The 21,932-nt window shown below is 66.3% G+C and carries 17 protein-coding genes and 1 other RNA gene; 11 read left to right on the top strand and 7 right to left on the bottom strand.

Annotated elements, in window-relative coordinates:
- Positions 1–15 precede the first annotated feature (15 nt).
- Positions 16–1,002 carry a tRNA dihydrouridine synthase DusB gene (gene dusB, locus DVU99_RS03685; RefSeq protein WP_114238843.1) on the bottom strand — a complete coding sequence of 329 codons (987 nt, stop codon included), beginning with the start codon at positions 1,000–1,002 and terminating at the stop codon, positions 16–18.
- Between the two features lie 99 nt (positions 1,003–1,101).
- Between dusB and DVU99_RS03680 the strand changes: the two genes are divergently transcribed.
- The gene (locus DVU99_RS03680; RefSeq protein ID WP_114238842.1) at positions 1,102–1,692 is read left to right on the top strand and encodes a flagellar basal body-associated protein FliL; all 591 of its coding nucleotides are present in this window, start codon (positions 1,102–1,104) and stop codon (positions 1,690–1,692) included.
- A 2-nt stretch (positions 1,693–1,694) separates the two neighbouring features.
- Here DVU99_RS03680 and DVU99_RS03675 read toward each other — a convergent pair whose 3' ends face one another.
- The gene (locus tag DVU99_RS03675) at positions 1,695–2,957 is read right to left on the bottom strand and encodes a nucleoside permease (RefSeq protein WP_114238841.1); all 1,263 of its coding nucleotides are present in this window, start codon (positions 2,955–2,957) and stop codon (positions 1,695–1,697) included.
- 217 nt (positions 2,958–3,174) lie between these two features.
- On the opposite strand from DVU99_RS03675, the gene rhtC reads away from it, so the two are divergent.
- On the top strand, positions 3,175–3,804 hold the full coding sequence (gene rhtC, locus DVU99_RS03670) for a threonine export protein RhtC (protein ID WP_232823430.1): 630 nt from the start codon (positions 3,175–3,177) through the stop codon (positions 3,802–3,804).
- Between the two features lie 119 nt (positions 3,805–3,923).
- Here rhtC and DVU99_RS03665 read toward each other — a convergent pair whose 3' ends face one another.
- From DVU99_RS03665 to DVU99_RS03645, 5 genes are all read right to left on the bottom strand, one after another.
- Complete coding sequence (locus DVU99_RS03665) at positions 3,924–5,294, bottom strand: FAD-binding oxidoreductase (protein WP_114238839.1); 1,371 nt, start codon at positions 5,292–5,294, stop codon at positions 3,924–3,926.
- A gap of 44 nt (positions 5,295–5,338) precedes the next feature.
- Positions 5,339–6,823 carry a carboxylesterase gene (locus DVU99_RS03660; RefSeq protein ID WP_114238838.1) on the bottom strand — a complete coding sequence of 495 codons (1,485 nt, stop codon included), beginning with the start codon at positions 6,821–6,823 and terminating at the stop codon, positions 5,339–5,341.
- Positions 6,824–7,075: 252 nt separating this feature from the next.
- Entirely contained in the window at positions 7,076–9,904 is a 2,829-nt protein-coding gene (locus DVU99_RS03655; protein ID WP_198670185.1) for a TonB-dependent siderophore receptor, read from the bottom strand.
- Positions 9,905–10,455: 551 nt separating this feature from the next.
- Positions 10,456–10,812 carry a YraN family protein gene (locus DVU99_RS03650; RefSeq protein WP_114238836.1) on the bottom strand — a complete coding sequence of 119 codons (357 nt, stop codon included), beginning with the start codon at positions 10,810–10,812 and terminating at the stop codon, positions 10,456–10,458.
- Positions 10,812–12,665: a penicillin-binding protein activator gene (locus DVU99_RS03645; RefSeq protein WP_114238835.1), complete on the bottom strand. Its 1,854-nt coding sequence runs from the start codon at positions 12,663–12,665 to the stop codon at positions 10,812–10,814. The genes DVU99_RS03650 and DVU99_RS03645 overlap by 1 nt, the downstream gene beginning before the upstream one ends.
- Positions 12,666–12,758: 93 nt before the next feature.
- On the opposite strand from DVU99_RS03645, the gene rsmI reads away from it, so the two are divergent.
- The 9 genes from rsmI (at position 12,759) to mraY (ending at position 21,820) form a co-directional block, all read left to right on the top strand.
- The gene (gene rsmI / locus DVU99_RS03640; RefSeq protein ID WP_114238834.1) at positions 12,759–13,586 is read left to right on the top strand and encodes a 16S rRNA (cytidine(1402)-2'-O)-methyltransferase; all 828 of its coding nucleotides are present in this window, start codon (positions 12,759–12,761) and stop codon (positions 13,584–13,586) included.
- 121 nt (positions 13,587–13,707) lie between these two features.
- Positions 13,708–14,074, top strand: an RNA gene (gene rnpB / locus DVU99_RS03635) — RNase P RNA component class A.
- 313 nt (positions 14,075–14,387) lie between these two features.
- Positions 14,388–14,834, top strand: coding sequence for a division/cell wall cluster transcriptional repressor MraZ (gene mraZ, locus DVU99_RS03630; RefSeq protein ID WP_114238833.1), 447 nt, complete (start codon positions 14,388–14,390; stop codon positions 14,832–14,834).
- A 53-nt stretch (positions 14,835–14,887) separates the two neighbouring features.
- Positions 14,888–15,811 (top strand): 16S rRNA (cytosine(1402)-N(4))-methyltransferase RsmH, encoded by a 924-nt coding sequence (gene rsmH, locus DVU99_RS03625; protein WP_114238832.1) that lies wholly within the window; start codon positions 14,888–14,890, stop codon positions 15,809–15,811.
- Positions 15,808–16,080, top strand: coding sequence for a cell division protein FtsL (gene ftsL / locus DVU99_RS03620; protein ID WP_114238831.1), 273 nt, complete (start codon positions 15,808–15,810; stop codon positions 16,078–16,080). The genes rsmH and ftsL overlap by 4 nt, the downstream gene beginning before the upstream one ends.
- Positions 16,077–17,891, top strand: a complete 1,815-nt coding sequence (locus DVU99_RS03615; protein ID WP_114238830.1) for a penicillin-binding protein 2 — start codon at positions 16,077–16,079, stop codon at positions 17,889–17,891. Before ftsL ends, DVU99_RS03615 begins: the two co-directional genes overlap by 4 nt.
- On the top strand, positions 17,888–19,360 hold the full coding sequence (locus DVU99_RS03610) for a UDP-N-acetylmuramoyl-L-alanyl-D-glutamate--2,6-diaminopimelate ligase (RefSeq protein ID WP_114238829.1): 1,473 nt from the start codon (positions 17,888–17,890) through the stop codon (positions 19,358–19,360). Before DVU99_RS03615 ends, DVU99_RS03610 begins: the two co-directional genes overlap by 4 nt.
- Positions 19,357–20,730 carry a UDP-N-acetylmuramoyl-tripeptide--D-alanyl-D-alanine ligase gene (gene murF, locus DVU99_RS03605; protein WP_114238828.1) on the top strand — a complete coding sequence of 458 codons (1,374 nt, stop codon included), beginning with the start codon at positions 19,357–19,359 and terminating at the stop codon, positions 20,728–20,730. Before DVU99_RS03610 ends, murF begins: the two co-directional genes overlap by 4 nt.
- The gene (mraY, locus tag DVU99_RS03600; RefSeq protein ID WP_114238827.1) at positions 20,720–21,820 is read left to right on the top strand and encodes a phospho-N-acetylmuramoyl-pentapeptide-transferase; all 1,101 of its coding nucleotides are present in this window, start codon (positions 20,720–20,722) and stop codon (positions 21,818–21,820) included. Before murF ends, mraY begins: the two co-directional genes overlap by 11 nt.
- Positions 21,821–21,932 lie beyond the last annotated feature (112 nt).

Here is a 21,932-nt window from a genome sequence, read left to right as displayed (position 1 = left end):
GCTTGCGACGCGGGTTCAGGCGGCGAGGCGGGCGTCGTCCGCAAGCGCGGCGAAGTACTCGCGGGTCAGCTGCAACTGCTCGACCGGGCTTTCCGCGCGATTGACCACGTGGCGGAACGCGGCATTCTCCGCGCGATCCTTGGCGTACCAGCCCAGGTGCTTGCGCGCGATGCGCACGCCCTGCAGCTCGCCGTAGAATGCGTAGAGCTGCTCCAGGTGATGCACCAGGATCTCGCATACTTCGGCGGGCGTGGGCTCGGCCAGGGTTTCGCCGGTGGCGAGGTAGTGCGCGATCTCGCGGAAGATCCACGGCCGCCCCTGCGCGCCGCGTCCGACCATCACCGCATCGGCACCCGTCGCCTCAAGCACATGCCTGGCCTGCTGCGGCGTCAGCACGTCGCCGTTGGCGAGCACGGGAATCGTGATCGAGGCCTTCACCGCGGCGATGGTTTCGTACTCCGCCTGACCCTCGTACTTGTCCGCACGCGTACGGCCATGCACGGCCAGCGCGGCGATGCCGGCATCCTCGGCGATCCTGGCGATGTTCAGGGCGTTCTTGTTGGCCCGGTCCCAGCCCGTGCGGATCTTCAGCGTCACCGGCACGTCCACCGCATCGACCACCGCCTTCACGATGCGTGCGACCAGCGGCTCGTCCTGCAGCAGCGCGGAACCCGACCACACGTTGCAGACCTTCTTGGCCGGACAACCCATGTTGATGTCGATGATCTGCGCGCCGTTGTCGGCGTTGTAGCGCGCCGCCTCAGCAAGCATGGCCGGGTCGTAGCCGGCAATCTGCACGCTGACCGGCTCGGGTTCGCCCTGATGGTCCATGCGGCGCAGCGACTTGCGGGTGTTCCACAGGCGGGGATCGGCGTTGGTCATCTCCGACACCGCCAAGCCGGCACCCAGCCGTTTGCACAGCAGGCGAAAAGGCTTGTCGGTGACGCCGGCCATCGGGGCAAGCACCACCGGCGGGTCGATGAGGTAAGGGCCGATCTTCATCCGATCATTGTAGCGGGCTGCTGCAGGCCGACGTTCCGTTCACCTGGCCGCCAGTAAGGAGTCGCTAGTGTCCGGGCATCTTGAGACGGGGCTATCCGCATGTTTATACGACGGTTTTTGCTGGTTCTGTGCTGCTGCCTGCCGGCGCTGGCGCTGGCGCATCACGACGACAAGGGCGACAAGGGCTTGCGCGACGCCACCGTGCTGATCGTGCGCCATGCCGAGAAGCCTGACTCGGGCAGTGGGCTCAGTGCGCGCGGCGAACAGCGCGCGCAGGCCTACGCCAGTTATTTTGACCCGTGGCGCGATGGCGGCGACAGCCTGTTGCCCGAACGCCTGATCGCCACCCGCGACAGCAAGGAGAGCGTGCGCCCGCGCCTGACGCTGACCCCGCTTTCCCAGCGCCTGGGCCTGCCGATCGAGCAGCCCTATGCGGATGACCAGGTGGATGCGCTGGCCGACGCGCTGCGCAAGGACAACCACGCCAACGTGGTGTTGATCGCCTGGCACCACGGCCACATCGACAAGCTGATCGATGCACTCGGCGGCAAGGCCAGCGCCATCACCGGCCGCAAGTCGTGGCCGGAGGACGTCTACAACTGGGTGGTGGTGCTGCACTTCGACCACCACGGTGATCTCGACCCGTCACGCAGCCGGGTGGTGGTGGAGCACCTGCTTCCGGGCGACTGAGCTCAGTGGGCGACGGCCGCGCCCTCGAGGGCGGCGCGGTCGTGCTTGTGCTTGAACAGCAGCATGAACAGCACCGCCACCACCAGCGAATAGGTAGCGAAGGTGATCCAGATGCCGTGCCAGTCCTTGCTCTGGTCCGGATGGGTGAAGAACGCCTCGATCACCAGGCCGCTGATGGAGCTGCCCAGCACCGCGCCGATGCCGTTGGTCATCAGCATGAACAGGCCCTGCGCACTGGCGCGGATCGACGGGTCGCTCTGGCCTTCCACGAACAAGGAGCCTGAGATGTTGAAGAAGTCGAAGGCCATGCCGTAGACGATGCACGACAGCACGATCATCCACAGGCCCGGGCCCGGGTCGCCATAGGCGAACAGGCCAAAGCGCAGCGTCCACGCCAGCATGCTGATCAGCATCACCGTCTTGATGCCGAAGCGACGCAGGAAGAACGGGATGGCCAGGATGAACAGCGTTTCGGAGATCTGCGAGATGGACATGATGATGGCGGGGTAGCGCACCGCGATCAGGTCCTTGTACGTGTCCATCCTGGCGAAGTCGTGCAGGAAGGTGTCGCCGTAGGCGTTGGTCAGCTGCAGCGCTGCGCCCAGCAGCATGGCGAAGATGAAGAACACCGCCATGCGCGCGTCACGGAACAGCTTGAACGAGGTCAGGCCAAAGGTGTCCAGCCACGACTGGTTCGCCTTGCGCTCGAAGCGAGGCGGGCAGGGTGGCAGGGTGAACGCGTACAGGCCCAGCAGCAGCGCCGCGCCCGAGGCCACGTAGAACTGGCCGGACGAGGTTTCCAGGTGCATCAGGCTCACCGTCCACAGGGCGGCGATGAAACCCACCGTGCCCCACACGCGGATCGGCGGGTAGTCCTTGATGATGTCCTTGCCCTCGCTCTTGAGCGCGTTGTACGCCACCGCGATGGAAAGCGAGATGGTCGGCATGTAGAACATCATGTTGAGCAACATCACCCAGAACATCATGCCGGGCGACTGGATCATCGGCACGCAAAACAGGATCACCGCACCGCACAGGTGGAAGATGCCGTAGAGCTTTTCGGCGTGGATGTACTTGTCCGCGATGACGCCGGCGATCGAGGGCATGAACAGCGAAGCGATGCCCATCGTGGAAAAGATCGCGCCGAACTGGGCGCCCGACCAGTGCTTGGTCTGGAACCAGTAGGCACCGATGGTGAGCAGCCACGACCCCCATACGAAGAATTGCAGGAAGTTCATTGCAATCAGGCGAAGTCGGAGGCTCATCAGCGTCTTTCTGTGGTTCTGGCGGTGGAAGGAGACATGCACGCGCTAGGCGTCAGACCGGGCGGTGGCCGGGCCTGTCCCGCAAGCCGTGGATCCCCTGGCGGCCGGGAAAGGGTCCCCGGACGTGTCAAAATAGCGGCAGCCTAGAGGAACCAGCGTGGTGGCGACAAGCTGCGCCGCCGCGAAAACCTGCGCTTCCATGGCCTTGGAGATCTTTGTGAGCCTGTTCCTGACCATTGCCGTGGTGCACCTGGTGGCCTTGCTGAGCCCCGGTCCCGACTTCTTCTTCGTGTCGCAGACCGCCGTGAGCCGCACGCGCAGGCAGGCCCTGTTCGGCGTGGTCGGCATCACCCTGGGCGTGGTGGTGTGGTCGGCGCTGGCGCTGGCCGGGCTGCAACTGCTGCTGCAGCGGTTGGCCTGGCTGGAGCGGCTGATCTCGATCGCTGGTGGTCTCTACCTTGCCTGGATGGGCGTGAAGATGCTGCGCGGCGCTCTGCGTGCGCCGGCCGCCACGGCGGGCGAGCCGCGCGCGGTGCTGCAGCAGAGCGACTGGGCCACCCTGCGTGCAGGCCTGCTCACCAACCTTTCCAATCCCAAGGTGGTGATCTATTTCGGCAGTGTGTTCTCCGCCTTCCTTGGCGACCGCGTCAGCACCGGTGCCCGCTGGGGCCTGTGGGCCTTGGTGATCGCCGAGACCTTGCTGTGGTTCACCCTGGTCGCGGGTGTGTTCGCGTTGCCGGCGATGCGCCGTGGTTATCTGAAGCTCTCGCGCTGGATCGACGGCCTGGCCGGCGCCGTGTTTGTGGCCTTCGGCCTGCACCTGATTTTCGCCCGCCGCGCCGTGTAAGCGGCATTCGGCATCATCCGGCTCTCACTGCAGGAGCGCACCCTGCGCGCGATCGCAGGCCTCGTGGAGCCACGCGCCGCTGGCTTTCGCGCACAGGGTGCGCTCCTGCAGGAAATCCCTCAGGGCAGCAGCTTGCCGGGGTTGAGGATGCCTTCGGGATCGAAGGCCACCTTCACGTTGCGCATCAGGTGCAGCGTGGTCGGTTGCAGGGCCAGCGGCATGAATTCCCGTTTTACCAGGCCAATGCCGTGTTCGCCCGACAGGGTGCCGTCCAGTGAGATGACCAGCGCGAACACTTCGGCCAGGCAGGCGTGCGCCCGCTCGCGCTCGGCCTCGTCGCGAGGCAGCAGGTTCACGTGCAGGTTGCCATTGCCGGCGTGGCCGAAGCTCACGATCAGCACGTCGTGCTTCTTCGCCAGCAACTTGATGCCATCGACCAGTTCGGGCAGGCGGCTCACCGGCACCACCACATCCTCGTTGATCTTGTTGGGCGAGATGGTGCGTTGCGCGGGCGACAGCGCCTTGCGCGCCGACCACAGCGCCTGGGTTTCCTCGGCGGTCTGGGCGATCTTGAGGTCTTCCAACCCCTCGCCGCGTGCCGCACGCGAAACCGCTTCCACCGCGCTGGGCAGCGTGTCGGGTTCGCCGTCCACTTCGATCATCAGCATGGCGCCGGCCACCGGCACGCTGTCGCCGCCGTGGTCGCGCGCAAGCTTGAGCGCCACGTCGTCGATGAACTCCAGCGCGCACGGCGTCACCGGCTGCGCCATGATGCGCGCCACGGCGCGCGCGGCAGCGCTCACGTCACGATAGGTGGCGCGCATGGTGCGCAGGCCGGATGGCTTGGGCGTGAGCTTCAGCGTGGCCTCGGTGATCAGCGCCAGCGTACCTTCCGAGCCGATCAGCAGCCGGGTCAGGTCGTAGCCCGTGGCGCCCTTGCTGGTATACGTGCCGCAACGGAAGCCTTCGCCGGTACCGGCGACGGCGCGCAGGCCCAGCGTGTTCTCGCGCGGGCTGCCGTATTTCACCGTGCGCGGGCCGGCCGAGTTGCAGGCCAGGTTGCCGCCGATGCTGCACCAGGGCGACGAGGTGGGATCGGGCGGCCAGAAGAAGCCGTGCGGTTTCAGCGCCTGCTGTAGATCGCCATTGAGCACGCCGGGCTCGACCACGGCCAGGCGGTTTTCCGGATCGATCCGCACGATGCGGTTCATGCGCTCGAAGCTCACCACCACGCCGCCATCCACCGGCACCGTGGCACCGGTGGTGTTGGTGCCGCGGCCCCGGCCGATCACCGGCACGCGATGCTCGCGACAGGCCTGCACCAGCGCTTCCACCTGTGCATGCGTGGTGGGAAACACCACGGCGTCGGGCAGCGCGTTGCGGCGCGAGTTGTCGTACGCATAGGCAAGGCGCTCGGCCATCCCGGTGGCCAGCGTGTCTTCCGGGAAGTGCTGGCGTAGCGTCGAAAGCAGGGCATCAGGGAGATTCATGCGCGCCAGTATCCCACCGACGGTCGCCTGCGCACACGGGCCGGTCAGCGCCCGGCGCTGCTGGCCGTGGCTTGCGGCGCGGCGGGAATGACCTCCTCGATGCGGTCATGCACGTAGGGGTAGAACGGGTTGGAGCTGATGCGCAGCACTGCGTCGAGGTTGAGCACCAGCGCGCCCCGCTCGCCCCGCGGCGCCTGGGTGCCCAGGTGCACGCCGAAATTCTCCGAGCCGTCCGGCTGCGTGCCGTACAGCGGGTCGTTGGGTGGGAACGGCAGGGCGATGTGCGACAAGGAAAAGATGTCGTCCGGATAGTCGATCGCCAGCGGCGTCACCGTGATCGTGTCCCGGTCGGCCGGTGTCGTGCGCGCCACCGTATGGCTGTCGTTCTCCGCCGCATTGGTGATCACCGTGGTGCGGTAGTGCCGAGGTGCCGGCGGCAACAGGCTTTGCACCGCGCGGCGCGAACTGGCCCGCAGCAGGGTGTCGAAACGGTGGTTGCGATTGACGTCGAACAGCACGATCTCGCTGCCGTTGTCCGGCAGATTGGCGTAGAGCATGCGCATCACCGCCACCGCGCTTACCGTGTCGTCTACTACCGACTGGAAGGTAAGGATGGGTGGCATCTTGTCCAGCTTGCCGTCGCGCGCGAGGCGTTGCAGCTCGCCGTGGATCACGTCCGTCAGCAGGTAGGTCTGCCTGGCGGCATTGACGGGAAACGAGTTGTACTTGAACGGGTTGTACTCGGGCAGCAGGTCGAGCCAGGCCGCCTTGGCGAAGCGCGGCAACATGGCGGGCAAGCCGGCGATGCCGGCGAAGCGCGCGAAGGCGGTCACGCCGATCATCGGCGACAACAGCACCAGCCGCGAAGGCATCGGCGGGCCGGGATGCTCGATCCCATCGAGCGTGTACTTCACCGCCAGTGCTCCACCGTTGGAGTAGCCGACCATGTGGATGGGCAGGTCGGGGCCGACACGACGGCGCGCTTCGCGCATGGCCAGGCGGGTGGCCGCCAGCCAGGTCGGCCACTGCGCTTCCGTGAGTGCGCCGGGCACCGTGCCATGCCCGGGAACGCGCAGTCCAATGGCCACGAAACCGCGGTCGCGATAGAGCTCGGCAATGTCGCGCAAGCTGTAGGGCGAGTCGGTAAGGCCGTGGATCAGCACCACGGCCCCGACCGGTTTGCCGATGGGTTCCAGCACGAAGGAGCGGTTCCAGTCGTGGGCGAAATGCCCGGGATACATCGGTGCACCCTCGAAGTATCGGTTGGTGACCACCTGCTCCGCGGGCTCCAGCTTGTCGCTGACCTGGGTGCGCACCTCATCGAACACGCGTTGCTCGGCGGCCAGATAACCCGCCCAGTCGGTGGCGTCGATCTCGTCGGCGGTCAGCTCGTGCGGCACGAAGGTCTGCCACGGCGCCAACGGATCACCTTGCTGCGAGTCCCAGGCGCGTATGCCCAGTACGGACAGCAGGACGATCAGCACGATCAGCCCGGTCCATTTGCCGAGCTTGAGCAGCAGGCGAAGCATGGTGTCCCCTCGGCTGGCCACGACAGGGTGGAGTACCCGGTCAGTGTGCACGGTCGCTTGTGTGAAAGCCGTTGAGGCGGGGATGGGGCTGCGGTGGGATGGGGCGAGCCGTCGTCGTCAAGACGGCAACTGCGCCCTCGGGCCGGCAGCCGCGTGCCGTGTCGGGTTGCGGGGGCGTTCGCCCATGGCAAAAAAAGCCGGAGCACCTTGCGGTGCTCCGGCAATGACTACCGGGAGTTGTGTTGCGAGGTCTTAGAACTGCTGGTTGTACTGCAGGTAGATGTAGCGACCCAGGTCCAGCGTCGGATCGATCGAGCCCGACGAGTTGTAGCCACCCGTGTAGGCGCTGATCGTGTTCGGCGGCTTCTTGTTGAAGATGTCGCGCATGCCGAACGAGACCTGGGCCTTCCACGGCAGCTGGTAACGGACCTGCGCATCGTTGAACACGATGGCGCCGTTGCGGTTGGCACCCGTGCCGTAACCCCAGTTCACGCTGGTGTAGTTGGGCATGTTGCAGTGGGTGGTCTCGTCCCAGCACTGGTCGAGGAACGCGCCGTAGTAGCGGATGCCCCAGGTGGCGCCCCACTTGCCCAGCGTCCAGTCCAGGCCCAGGTTGGCGCGCCAGTGCGGCAGGCCGTACTGACCGGCGTAGTTGATGGCCGGGGCGCCGTCGGTGCTGGCCTGGTTCCAGTCGTCGAGGTAGTTCACGTTCATGTTGAACACGAACTTGCCGAACGAGAAGGCAGGCAGGCGGTAGTTCACGCCCAGGTTGTAGCCGGTGGTTTCGAGCCAGCCCAGGTTAGCGTTGCCGCGGTGCAGGTTCACCACCTGGCCGTTGGCATCACGCTGGAACGCCGAGCAGAATTCCTGCACCGAGTACTGGTAGCACTGGTCCAGCACGTAGTTGGCGTCGATCGCCGTGATCACGTTGGTGATCTTGATGTCGTAGTAGTCCAGCGTCATGTCGAGACCGTCGACATAATGCGGGCTGTACACCAGGCCGAGCGTACGCGTGGTGCTGTGCTCCGGCTGCAGGTACTGGTTGCCGGCGCCGGTGACGAACGGCGTGGTGCTCTGCTGGTTCGGGCCCTGGACTGCGTTGCCGGCGGTATCGGTCTGGCGGAAGTTCGCCGGCAGGCCAGCCGCCGCGCAGTTCTTGGCCACGGTCGGGTTGCTGAGCGAACCGTACTTGGCGTCGCAGGGATCGGTGTAGTTGTCGAAGGTCTGCGAGCCGCCACCGAACAGGTCACCCAGGGTCGGCGCACGGAAGCCCTTGGCGAAGGTGCCGCGGAGCATCAGGTCTTCGATCGGCGAGTAGGTGAAGCTGTACTTGTTGTTGGTGGTGCTACCGAAGTTGCTGTAGTGCGAGTAGCGGCTGGCCACGTCCAGGTCCAGCGACTTGGCGCCCGGCAGATCCTTCAGCAGCGGGGCATTGAGCTCCACGTACGCTTCGTTGGTGGTGTACGAACCCACGGTTGCACCGGCGGCAAGGTCGGTGGTGTAGCCGGCGCTGGCCAGCTCATCCGGCGTGTCGTAGCCATTGGCGTTGCGGTGCTCGACGCCTGCCGCGAAGCTGAAGGTGCCCGCAGGCAGTTCGAACAGCCCGCCGGTGATGTTGGCGCTGAAGTCCTTGCTGATGCTCTGCGACGTGGACTGCTCGCGCGCCATGATGTAGTTCAGTGCCGCCTTGGTCGACGCGCTCGGGCCGCCCAGGATGTTGAACGGCACGCACTGGCTCAGCGCGATCGGGTTGGCAGCGGTGCCGCACTGAACGACGCCCTGGCTGTTGAGGAACGACGGGCCCAGCGCCTTCTGCAGGTTCAGCAGGTTGATGTTGCCCGTGCCGGTGCTGTCGACGTCGTACTTGTTGTAGTCGAAGCCGGCATCCCAGTTCCACGGATGGTCGAGGAATTCGAAGTCGCCTTCAAAACCGGCATCGAAATGCAGCGACTTGGCGCTTTCGCTGGTCACGCGCGGCAGCTCGGTGATACGGCGCACGAACGACAGGTCGGTGCCCGGCACCGGGTTGTAGTAGCTCTGGCCGCTGATGTACACCGGGAAGTTGGGCTGGCTGGTGCTCTTGAGCGGGTAGCCGGCGACCTGGGTCGACGAGTCGCGCTCGGCATACATGCCGTTGGCCTTGAACGTCACGTTGTCGCTGAGCTTGTAGCTGCCCTCGGTGAAGATGGACTTCAGCTCGGTCGGGAGCTGCTCCATCATCTGGTTCGTGGCGTTGAAGTAGTCGTTCGGCTGCACGCCGACGTGGTAGTTGCTCAGCTGGGTCGCATCCGCGCCGACGCCGATGTTGTTCGGATCGCCCGTGTGGTTGAGCACATAGGTCTTGCCGTTGTAGGTGAAGCGGCCCCAGGGACCCGTACCGCTGTAGCCGGCGCTTTCTTCGTACGGACCATAGGTGTAGCGGGTGATGTCACGATCCTTCGCCCACACCGTGCTGGTCTTGTTGTAGGTCGCGGCGAACACCAGCGAGGACTTTTCCGTGGTGTTGCCCACGGTGAACGAGTACGCCTGCTGGGTGCCGTCGCCGCCCTGGTTCTGGCCGATCGAGCCGCTCACCGAGGCGCCGTTGACGTGATCCTTGAGGATGATGTTGACCACGCCGGCCACTGCATCGGAACCGTAGATCGAGGATGCACCGTCCTTGAGGATCTCGATGCGGTCGATCAGGGCGGCCGGAATGGTGGATACGTCGGTGTAACCGTTGAGGCTGGTCATCCAGCGCTTGCCGTTCACCAGCACCAGGGTGCGGTTTTCACCCAGGTTGTAGAGGTTGACGTACTGGCCGCCTTCCTCGGTGTTGCTGGTCAGCACGGCGGCCTTGCTGAAGGTCGGCTGGCCGGTGATGGTCAGGTTCTGCAGGATGTCGCCGACGTTGGTCAGGCCGGTCTTCTGGATATCGGCCTGCGACAGGCTGATGACGGGCTGGGCCGTTTCCACGTCCACACTGCGGATGCGCGAACCGGTGACGGTGATGGTTTCCAGCTTCTTGGCGGAATCCTGGCTGGGCTGGTCGCTACCCGCGTCCTGTGCGTATACCGCACCCGCGATGGTGAGCGCGCCCATGGCGAGGCCAAGGCGAATGGCTGTCGACAGCTTGCTATTACCGAGATGTTTCACGTTTTGACTCCCCAAACGACGTTATCGAGTGAAAAAAGCCAGGCGTCGTCCCGGCTTTTTTTGAGCGCACCAGTCCCCGCGGCGCTGTCTTCAGATGACGGCGCCGTTTCCTCTAGTGATGTAAGAAATTGCGATTCCCCCCGCAACCCTTAACCGAAATTAGACGTCTGCATCGCAAAAAGTCAACGCTTTTTGCCCTGCTTTCGTAAGTTGTGCATCCATCAACGATTTACATCGCAATGACGCGTCGCATGAGTTTGTTCTTGCCGTTTCAAAGTGCGCGAGCGGTGACGATCTTGCGCGGAAATGAGCGAAAGAAATTACGATACTGGCTCGAATGGACGGCCACATGCAGTCCCGCGGATCTGTCGTGCGAGTGTTCGTGAAGGCTTGGGGTTGTCTGGCGCGAACGCACCGCCGGGTGTGTTGCGCGGTGCACGGTCGCCGCAGGCGGCCACGCGGCAGGAATACACGCACGGGCTTGCCCGTGCGGTGCTTCAGGTCACCTCGAATGCCGCCCGCAGCCAATTCGCGCGGGCGCCATCGGTCGGGCCGTCATAACTCATGACGTCGAAGCGACAGGGGCGATTGGCGTGCTGCGGGTGCTGGGCGAGCCATAGTTCAGCGGTGCGGGCCAGCTTGGCCTGCTTGGTGGGTGTGACGCTGGCAGCAGCGTCGCCGTGGCCCGCCGTCACTCGATGGCGGACCTCGACGAAGACGACCGTGTCCCGGTCCAGCATGACCAGGTCCAGTTCGCCGTAGCGAGTGGTGTAGTTGCGCGCCAGCAGCTTCAGGCCGGCGCGCTGCAGTTCCTCGCAGGCGCGTTGTTCGAAGACAGCGCCTGCGGCTCGCATCAATGGCCGGCGGGCTGGGTGTCGCTGGAGGGCGGCGTGGTGCCGTTGTCGACCGGCGGAGCGAGTGCGGGCGCGCTGTCCATCTGCAGGCTGCCATTGAGCGGACGGGCCAGGCCATCCTGGAACTTGGCCCACACCAGCACGCGGCGGATGCGGCCGAACTGGTCGGCGGTGAGCTGGCCGCTGGCGCCCGGCAGGTAGCTGCCCGGATGCGCGCGCAGCCAGTCGAGGTAGGGAGCCAGGTTCCACGCGTCCATGCCAAAGGCGAACAGACGCGCCGAAGTGCCACGCGCGGAAGGCAGTTGCGCGGCGATGTCGCCATGGTTCGGCAGGCCGGGCTGCACGTCGAACAGCCACGGCGCGTCGCAGAACTCCACGCCTTCGAGGTCGCGATTGGCGCCCGCGTCATCCACGCCGGCGTAGATATGCGAGGTGCCGTACACCGGCAGGTTCACGCGTGCGAGCTTCAGCTGCGGCAGCAGCAGGCGCGCCTGTTGGGGGCGCATGCTGATGAAGATGCCGCTGGTGCTCGGCGTGCTGGTGTCGCCCGAGTCGGTGGGCATGCCCAGGCCGCTGATGGCGCTGGCGTAGTTGACGCCGCTGCCGGCAAGGTTGCCCATGCCTGCCACCTTGCCGCCGCGTGCTTCCATTTCGGCCTTGAACGCCTTGCCGGCGCGCTGCGCGAAATCATCGTTGCTGAGCAGCACGTAGGCGGTAAGGATGCCGTTCTCGGCGAGGTGGTCGGCCGCCTGTGCGCCTTCGGTTTCCGGCAGCAGGCCGAACTCGCTCACGCCATTGGCCGGCAGGCTCTTGTCGTCGGGATGGTTCAGCGCCAGCAGGGCCACCGGCAACTGCGGCAGTCCGAACAGCGCCGAGACTTCACCGCGCGTCAGCGGTCCGATCACCAGCTGCGCGCCGTCGTTCACTGCCTGCTGGTAGGCCTTGATCGCGCCGGCCGGCGTGCCGCCGCTGTCGTACACGCGCACCGGCGGACGCGGCACATGATTGCGTGCCGAGTCTGCATAGGCGGCGAAGAAGCCTTCGGTGATTGCCGTGCTGGCCGCGGCGAGGTTGCCGCTGGCAGGCACGATCAGGGCGACGCGTGAAGGCATCTTGAAGCCTTCGCGCACGTTCGCGCCTTCGCCGGGAATCATGGTGCCCACTTCCTGCTCCAGCGTTGGGGCGGGGTGGGCCACGGCAACGCCGAGCTGGCCCAGGGCCTCATTGACCCACGGCAGCATGCGGTCGCCCTGCTGCATGGCGGCGGCGCGCTGCTTGAGCGGGTCGGCGCCCAGCTTGGCCAGGAGGTTGACGATCTCCTTGCGGTTCTGTGCCTGGTCGAGCCCGCTGAGCTGGCTGTCCATTTCCACGCGCGAGCGGGCCGCGCCCCACAGGTCGCCGGTCTGCTGCATGGCCTGCGAGCGCAGCTCGAGCAGGCGCAGCTGCAGGTTGGCCGGTACGCTGATGTTGGGCTGCGTGGTGAGCTGCAACGCGCGTGGTGCATTGTTGTGCTTGAGCGCCAGCTCGGCCTGCAGCAGGTCAAGGCGGGAGGGCTCGTCGCCGCTCAGCTTCTGGCGGCGGATGCTGTCGAGGAAGGGCGAGGCGCGATCCAGCTGGCCTTCCTGCCGATAGGCCTCGGCGGCGAGCAACTGGTAGTGGTCGCGGTTACTGCCGGTTTGCGCCAGCGCGAGATAAGCCTGCGCCGCGTCGTCGAACTTGCCTTGCTGGGCCAGGCTGTCGGCCTGCTGGCTGGCGGCGATCTCGGCGGGCGACCGCTCGACGGTCTGCGGTACGCAAGCACTGAGTGCCAGTGAAATCAGCAGGGCGATGCCTGCAGCGCGGGTCAAGCGCATGGCCAAATCCCTTCGAGCTTTTTGACGACATGGTCGGCGGATGGGCGATGATAGCCCATTGGGTCGCCGCCTCGCGGCGCAGGAAGCAGCAAGATGTCACAGATTCAGCCCGGCCTGCTATGGGTGGTCGCCACCCCCATTGGTCATCGCGACGACTTTTCCGCACGCGCCATCGAAACCTTGCGCTCGGTGGCGGTGATCGCGGCCGAAGATACGCGGCACAGCCGGCCATTGCTGATGCATTACAACATCGGCACGCCATTGGTGGCCTTGCACGAGCACAACGAGCGGGACGTGGTGGATGCCATCGTGCGCCGGCTGCTTGGCGGTGAATCGGTGGCGCTGATTTCCGACGCGGGCACGCCGCTGATCAGCGACCCGGGTTTCCGCCTCGTCCGTGCGGCGCGCGCGGCGGGTATTCGCTGTGCACCGGTACCCGGTGCGTGCGCGGCGATCGCTGCGCTGTCGGTAGCCGGCCTGCCCAGCGATCGCTTCGTGTTCGAGGGCTTTCTTCCGCCCAAGGCCGCGGCAAGGCGTTCGCGCTTGCAGGAACTTGCGGGCGATGCGCGCACGCTCATCTTCTATGAGTCCTCGCATCGCGTGGCCGAGAGCCTGGCCGACATGCGCGACGTGTTTGGCGAGGCGCGCGAAGGCGTGCTGGCGCGCGAACTGACCAAACTGTTCGAGACGGTGATCGGCGAGCCGCTGGGCGAATTGGCGGCCCGCGTGGCCAACGACCCTGACCAGCAGCGCGGCGAGTGCGTGATCCTGGTGGCTGGCCGTGGCGAGGAGGCCGACGCGCGCGAGGCGGAAGGCCGTCGGGTGTTTGCCATCCTGCGCGAGGAGCTGCCGCCGGCGAAGGCGGCCAAGCTGGCCGCGGCGATCACCGGGGCACCGCGAAAACTGCTGTACGAAGGCTGAAATCCGCCGCGCCCGGGTAGGCGGAGGCGCCCTATGCGCGACCGCTGCGCTCTAGCGCCTTTCGCGCCGCGCACAGGGTGCGCTCCTACAGTTGGCGCCGCATTCCATTACAATAGGCATCGGAGTCGGCCGGACAGTCGCGTCGCGCGCGAGCGCATCGAGGAAAGTCCGGGCTCCATAGGGCAAGGTGCCAGGTAACGCCTGGGCAGCGCGAGCTGACGGCCAGTGCAACAGAGAGCAGACCGCCGAACGGCACCCTCGGGTGTGCGTGGTAAGGGTGAAAGGGTGCGGTAAGAGCGCACCGCGTGCGGGGCTAACGCCGCATGGCACGGTAAACCCCACCTGGAGCAAGACCGAATAGGGGAACGATAACGCGGCCCGCGTTGTTCCCGGGTAGGTTGCTGGAGCCTGGCGGTGACGCCAGGCCGAGAGGAATGACTGTCGCGCCGCAAGGCGTACAGAACCCGGCTTACAGGCCGACTCCACCTCCTTCACTGCCGCCGTCATCGCCATGTCGCAAGTGGACATGGCGATGACGGCTGTCCGAAGGCCGGCATGAACAGTGGGTTCATGTCCGTGGCCTGGGGCAGGCGGGCAAGGGGTGCCAAATGGCCTATGGGATTTCCAAAAAATCCCAATCATTCAAGCACCTTCCGATGGTTCCTCACAAAAGGCTGGAATTACTGCCAGATCACCGCCTTTCTCATTGATTCACAAGCAAAATTCCCTTGACAGTCTCAGGGGTCGAGACTATCGTGGGTTCCTGTGTGATATCGTGGGAATTCGTGGAGTCCAACGGCCGTGTTCCAGGGCGAAACCGCCATCACTGTTGACGACAAGGGCCGGCTGGCCATTCCGACCGCGTACCGCGAGTTGGTGGCCGACGCCTGCGCCAATCGTCTGGTGATCACCTACAACCCCTTCGAGTCGGGATGCCTGTGGCTGTTCCCGCATGCCGAGTGGGAAAAGGTGCGCGACCAGGTGAACGCGCTGCCCAAGGTGAAGGCCGCTCATCGCGACATGCAGATGAAGCTGGTGGGTGCTGCGGCGGTGGTCGAGCCGGACAGCGCGGCCCGCCTGCTGCTGCCGGCCAGCCAGCGCGCGACCACGGGCATCGAGAAGAAGGCGGTTCTGCTGGGCATGGGCAACAAGTTCGAGCTTTGGAGCGAGCAGGCCCACCTGGCCAAGATCCGCCAGACCATCGGCGAAGACGAGATCACTGACGAGATGGCGGAGCTGCAGCTGTAACCGGCGACGGTGACGGCGCGGCGGAATTAACGGGACGGGAGCGGGAGTGCGGCATGGCCGAGCAGTTGCGGCACATCCCGGTGATGCTGGGTGAAGCAGTGGAGGGACTCGCCGTGCAGGCAGGCGGGCGGTATCTCGATGGCACCTTCGGACGCGGCGGTCACGCCCGCGCCGTGCTGTCGCGCCTGGGGCCCGACGGCCGCCTGCTGCTGATGGACCGTGATCCGCAGGCGATCGCCACCGCCCAGGCCGAATTCGCCAGCGACCCGCGCGTCTCCATCCGCCACGCCAACTTCTCGACCATGGCCGAGTGGGACGAAACCGCCGGTGGCCTCGATGGCATCCTGCTCGACCTCGGCGTGTCCTCGCCCCAGCTCGACGAGGCCGCGCGTGGCTTCAGCTTCATGGCCGATGCGCCGCTGGACATGCGCATGGACACCACCCAGGGCGAGAGCGCGGCCGACTTCCTCGCGCACGCCTCGGAAAAAGAGATCGCCGACGTGTTGTGGGTCTACGGCGAGGAGCGCTTCAGCCGCAAGATCGCCCGCGCCATCGTCGAGGATCGCACCACCACCCCGATCACCCGTACCAGCCAGCTGGCATCGCTGATCGAGCGCGTGGTGGGGCGCCGCGAGCCCGGCAAGCATCCGGCCACCCGCAGCTTCCAGGCCTTGCGCATCCGCGTGAACGGCGAGCTGGACGCGCTGGCCCAGGGGCTGGAGTCCGCGCTGTCGCTGCTCAAGGTCGGCGGGCGCCTGTCCATCATCAGCTTCCATTCGCTGGAGGACCGTGCGGTCAAGCTGTTCATCCGCGACCACTCTGGACGCGTGCAGGGCAGTCGTCGCGGTCCGCCGGTGGTTGCGGCGCCGGCACGCCTGGCCGCGGTGGGCAAGGCGCAGTTCCCGTCCGACGAGGAACTGTCCGTCAATCCGCGCGCCCGCTCGGCGGTGTTGCGCGTGGCGGAGAAGCTCGCATGAAGGTCCTCGGCGGCATCTTCATGCTGATCCTGATCGCGGCGGTGCTCACCAGCGCCATTGCCGTGGTGTGGACGCGTCATGAGAGCCGCGTGCTGTTCGTCGAGCTGACCCGACTGCAGAACCTGCGCGACGACCTCAACATCGAGTACGGCAAGCTGGAACTGGAACAGGCCACCTGGGCCGAGCCGCGTCGCGTGGACGACGAGGCGCGGCAGCAACTGGGCATGGTCAATCCCAAGCCGCAAGACATCCAGCTGGTGCGTCGATGAAGCCGCGCCCGCGCACGACGGCCCATCCCAGCCGACGCCGCAACGCGGCCCCCAGTATCCGCCGCCGCATGGTGGTGGTGGCCGCCGTGCTCGGTGCGGCTTCGCTGGGCCTGGTGGCGCGTGCCTTCGACATGCAGGTGGTGCGCAAGGGCTTCTACCAGAACCAGGCCGACGCCCGCATCCTGCGCGAAGTGCCGATCGCGGTGTCGCGCGGCACCATCTTCGACCGCAATGGCGAGCCGCTGGCGGTGTCGACGCCGGTGGTGTCGATCTGGGCCAATCCCTCTGAGGTGCTGGACAACGAGGACAAGCTGCCGGCGCTGGCCAAGGCCATCGGCATGGACGCGGACTCCCTCAAGCAGTACCTGTCGCAGCGTTCGGAGCGCGAGTTCGTCTACCTGCGCCGCCAGATGTCGCCGGATGCGGCCCAGGTGGTGCTCGACCTCGGCGTGCCGGGCGTGAACGGCCAGCGCGAATTCCGCCGTTTCTATCCGTCCGGGCCGGTGATGGCCCACGTGCTGGGCTTCACCAACATCGACGACCACGGCCAGGAAGGCCTTGAGCTGGCCTTCGACGACTGGCTGGCCGGCAAGCCGGGTGCCAAGCGGGTGATCCGCGATCGCATGGGCCACGTGGTGGAGGATCTCGACCTGGTACGCGCGCCGCAGCCGGGTCGCGACATCACGCTCAGCATCGATCGCCGCATCCAGTTCCTGGCCTACAACGAACTGAAGAACACCATCGAGCAGTCCGATGCGGACTCCGGTTCGATGGTGATCATCGACGTGCGTACCGGCGAGGTGCTGGCCATGGTGAACTGGCCCACCTACAACCCGAATGCGCTGCGTGGCAGCAACCCGTCGAGCCGTCGCAACCGCGCGATGACCGACGTGGTGGAGCCGGGTTCCACCATCAAGCCGTTCCTGATGGCGGCGGCGTTGTCCAGTGGCAAGTACACGCCGACCGGTCCGCTGGTCGATACCGGCAACGGCCACTTCTTCTATATCCGCAAGGACATCCGCGACACGCATTCCAACGGCATGCTGTCGCCCACCGGCATCATCGCCAAGTCGAGCAATATCGGCGCTGCCAAGGTGGCGCTGACGCTCGACACCGAGCTGATGTACAACACCTATCGCGCGTTCGGCTTCGGCAACAGCACCAACAGCGGCTTTCCGGGCGAGGCGTCGGGCTACCTCAAGCCTGGCAAGAGCTGGGGCATGCTGGAGAAGGCCATCCTGGCCTATGGCTACGGCCTCAACGTGACGCCGCTGCAGCTGGCCAACGGTTACGCCACCATCGCCGACAACGGCGTGATGCACCTGCCCACCTTCGTGAAAGGCTCGGACAGCGAAGCCAAGCAGATCATCGACTCCAGTGTCGCCAAGCAATTGGTGCAGATGATGGTGGCGGTGACGCAGCCGGGCGGCACCGGCGCGCCGTACGCTTGGATTGCCAATTACGGCGTGGCCGGCAAGTCCGGCACGGCGCACAAGGCAACGGCCGGCGGCTATTCCAACAGCAACTACAGTTCCGCCTTTGCCGGCGTGGTACCCGCATCCAATCCGCGGTTGGCGGCGGTGGTGATCGTCGACAACCCGAAGAAGGGCAGCTATTACGGCGCCCTGGTTTCCGGCCCGGTGTTTTCCAAGGTCCTGGATGGCGCGCTGCGCCTGTTGGACGTGCCGCCGGACAACATTGGCCGCTGGTATGTCGGCGGTCCCTTGCAGGGTCAGAACGGCCTGACCGGAAGCAAGCCGCCCGCGGTCGAAACCGTGGATGACGCACCGGTCGATGAGGCCCCCCAATGACCGCGCGCCTTGACCAGCTGCTCAAGGGTATCGCCGACACTCCGGGTGTGGGCGATATCGTCGTTTCCGGCCTCGCGCTGGACTCGCGCCAGGTGCGCCCGGGCGATGCTTTCTTCGCGCTGCGCGGAACGCGCGAGCACGGCATCGCCTTCGCACCGGCCGCGGTGGCGCGTGGTGCCCGCGTGGTGCTGGCCGAGGCGCCGGCTGCCGATGCCGCCGATGTCGACGTGCCGGTGCTGTGGGTCGATGGCCTGCACGGCCAGGTGGGCGAGATCGCCGCGCGCTTTTTCGGCCGCCCGTCGGAATCGCTCACGGTGATCGGCGTCACCGGCACCAACGGCAAGACCTCCACCGTGCAGCTGCTGGCACAGGCGCTGGAGCAGCTCGGCCATCGGGCGGCCACCATCGGCACGCTGGGCGCCGGCCTGCATGGCCAGATCAGCGAAGGCGAGCGCACCACGCCGGACGCCATCAACGTGCAGGGCCTGCTGGCCTCGTTCCGCGACGACGGCGCCACCCATGTGGCGATGGAAGTCTCCTCGCACGCGCTGGAGCAGGGCCGCGTGGCGGCGGTGGCCTTCGACGTGGCCGCCTTCACCAACCTCACGCGCGACCATCTGGATTACCACGGCAGCATGGAGGCCTACGGCGAAGCCAAGGCCAAGCTGTTCGGCTGGCCGACGCTGCAGGCGGCCGCCATCAATATCGATGACGCATTCGGTCGCACGCTCGCTGCCCACCTGGCGCGTGGCGTGCAGGCGCTGCGCCTTAGCGCGGAGGGCGACGAAGCCGCCGATGTGCGCGCCACCGACGTGGTCACCTCGGCGGAGGGGCTGGCCTTCACGCTGCATACCCCGTGGGGCTCGCAGGCCGTGCGCAGCCCGCTGCTGGGTCGTTTCAACGTGGCCAACCTGCTGGCCGTGGTGGCTTGCCTGGGCGCCCTCGGCGAGTCGTTCGAGCGGGTGGTGCAGGCCGTGCAAACGCTGCAGCCGATCAACGGCCGCATGAACCGCCTTGGCGGCCACGCAGGCAGCCCGCTGGTGGTGGTCGACTACGCGCACACGCCGGACGCGCTGGAGCAGGCGCTTGCCGCGCTGCGCGCACACTGCGAAGGCCGCCTGATCTGCGTGTTCGGCTGCGGCGGCGACCGCGATGCCGGCAAGCGTCCGCAGATGGGCGCGATCGCCGAGCGCCTGGCCGATCGCATCATCATCACCGACGACAACCCCCGCAGCGAAGACGGCGACCACATCGTGGCGCAGATCGTCGCCGGCCTGGACCATCCGGCCCAGGCCACGGTGGAACGCGACCGTGCCGCCGCCATCGAACTCGCCCTGGGCATGGCCCTGGACGGCGACGTGGTGCTGGTGGCGGGCAAGGGTCATGAGACTTACCAGGAGGGCCCTGCCGGCAAGCGTCCGTTCGACGACCTGCAGGTGGCCCGCCATGCATTGGAGACACGCGCATGATGCGTTTGAGCGCCATCGCGCTGTGGACTCGCGGACACCTGCTGGGTGCCGACGTGGATGTGACCGGCGTTGCCATCGATACCCGCAAGCTGCAGCCGGGCAACCTGTTCGTGGCGATCAAGGGTGAACGCGTGGACGGCCATGATTACCTGGCCGAGGCACGCGAGAAGGGCGCCGTGGCGGCGCTGGTGACGCGCAAGGTCGACACCGACCTGCCGCAGGTGCTGGTGGACGATACCGCGCTGGCGCTGGGCGACCTGGCCAGCGCCGTGCGCGCGCAGAGCAACGTGCGCGTGATCGGCATCACCGGTTCCAACGGCAAGACCACGGTGAAGACGCTTGCCGCGTCGATCCTGTCGCGCCATGGCCGTACCCACGTCAACGCCGGCAACTACAACAACGAGCTCGGCTTGCCGCTGACCCTGCTGGCGATGCCGCAGGACACGCAATTCGCCGTGCTGGAGATGGGGGCCGGCAAGCCGGGCGACATCGCCTACCTCGCCGCCATCGCACGGCCCGATATCGGCCTCGTCAATACCATCGCGCCGGCGCACCTTGAACGCATGGGTAGCGTGGAAGGCGTGGCCGAGACCAAGGGCGCGCTGTACCAGTCGCTGCCGGTCGACGGCGTGGCCATCATCAATGCAGACGAGGCGTTCGCCAGCTTCTTCAGCGGGCTGGCCGGCACGCGCCGGCAGATCCGTTTCGCGCTCAACCACAAGGCCGATGTCGGCGCCGACATCCTCGATCAGCGCGTGGACGGCTCGCACTTCCTGCTGAGCACGCCGGTAGGCGATGCCGAAGTGCAGCTGCCGCTGGCCGGGCATCACAACATCGCCAATGCGCTGGCCGCGGCCTCGATCGCGCTGGCACTGGACGTGCCGCTGGACACCATCGTGGAAGGCCTCGAGCAGGTGCCGGGCGTGGCCGGGCGGCTGCAGTTCGAGCGCATGGCCGGTGGCTGGACCCTGATCGACGACAGCTACAACGCCAACCCGGGTTCGGTCGGTGCCGCCATCGATACGCTGACCCTGGCCGAAGGCGAACGCTGGCTGGTGCTGGGCGACATGGCCGAACTGGGCGAGAACGCCGCGACCCTGCATGCCGGCATCGGCGAGCGCGCACGCCAGCGCGGCATCGACCGCCTGTTCGCGGTGGGGGCGTTGAGTGCATCGGCGGTCAAGGCGTTCGGCGATCGTGGCGAGCATTTCGCCGACAAGGCGGCGCTCATCGCGGCACTCAAGCAACACCTGCATGGCGGCGTCACCTGCCTGGTCAAGGGCTCGCGCTCGTCGGGCATGGACCAGGTGGTCGCCGCGCTCCGCAACAACACGAAGGGAAATGGGGAGGGCGCATCCGATGCTGCTTGAACTCGCAGACTGGATGGCACGGCACTTCACCGCCCTGCACCTGTTCCAGTACATCACGTTCCGCACCATCATGGCCGCACTCACCGCGCTGGCCATGTCGCTGCTGTTCGGCCCGGCGCTGATCCGCAAGCTGGCCGAGCTGAAGGCCGGGCAGGTGGTGCGCAAGGATGGCCCGCAGACGCACCTCTCCAAGGCCGGCACGCCGACCATGGGCGGTGTGATGATCCTGCTGGCGGTCACGCTGTCCACCATCCTGTGGACCGACCTGCACAACCGCTACGTGTGGCTGGTGCTGGCCGTGCTGCTCTGCTTCGGCGTGATCGGCTTCTACGACGACTACAAGAAGCTGGTGCTGAAGGACAGCCGTGGCCTGGCCTCGCGCTGGAAGTACTTCTGGCAGTCGGTGTTCGGCCTCGCCGCCGCATTGTTCCTGTATTACACCGCGCCGCAGGCCACCGGCTCACTGCCGGTGGCGGAGACCGCGCTGTACGTGCCGCTGTTCAAGCAGGTGGCGCTGCCGCTGGGCTTCCTGTTCGTGGTGGTCGCCTACTTCATGATCGTGGGCTTCTCCAACGCGGTGAACCTCACCGATGGCCTCGACGGCCTCGCCATCATGCCGACCGTGCTGGTATCCGGTGCGCTGGGTGTGTTCGCCTACCTCGCCGGCAATCGCGTGTTCTCCGAATACCTGGGCATCCCGTCGATTCCGGGTGCGGGCGAGCTCGCGATCTTCTGCGGCGCGCTGTCCGGTGCGGGCCTGGGCTTCCTGTGGTTCAACACCTATCCCGCGCAGGTCTTCATGGGTGACGTCGGCGCGCTGGCCATCGGCGCGGCGCTGGCGGCCATCGCGGTGATCGTGCGCCAGGAGATCGTGCTGCTGGTGATGGGCGGCGTGTTCGTGATGGAAACCGCCTCGGTGATGATCCAGGTCGCCAGCTTCAAGATGACCGGCAAGCGCGTATTCCGCATGGCGCCGATCCATCACCATTTCGAACTGAAGGGCTGGCCCGAGCCACGCGTGATCGTGCGTTTCTGGATCATCAGCGTCGTGCTGGTGCTGATCGGCCTCGCCACGTTGAAGGTGCGCTGATGAGAGCCGTGAATAGGGAATTGGGAATAGTGAATAGGAAGAGCGGACCCGCGCTGCGCCTCGGCGCGCCCGCCTTGTTCTACTCCCTATTCTCTATTCCCTATTCCCTGCG

The sequence above is a fragment of the Dyella sp. C9 genome, assembly GCF_003332825.1.
GTDB lineage: Bacteria > Pseudomonadota > Gammaproteobacteria > Xanthomonadales > Rhodanobacteraceae > Dyella.
Note: the sequence above shows the minus strand (reverse complement) of the source record. Positions and strands in the feature narration are given on the sequence as shown.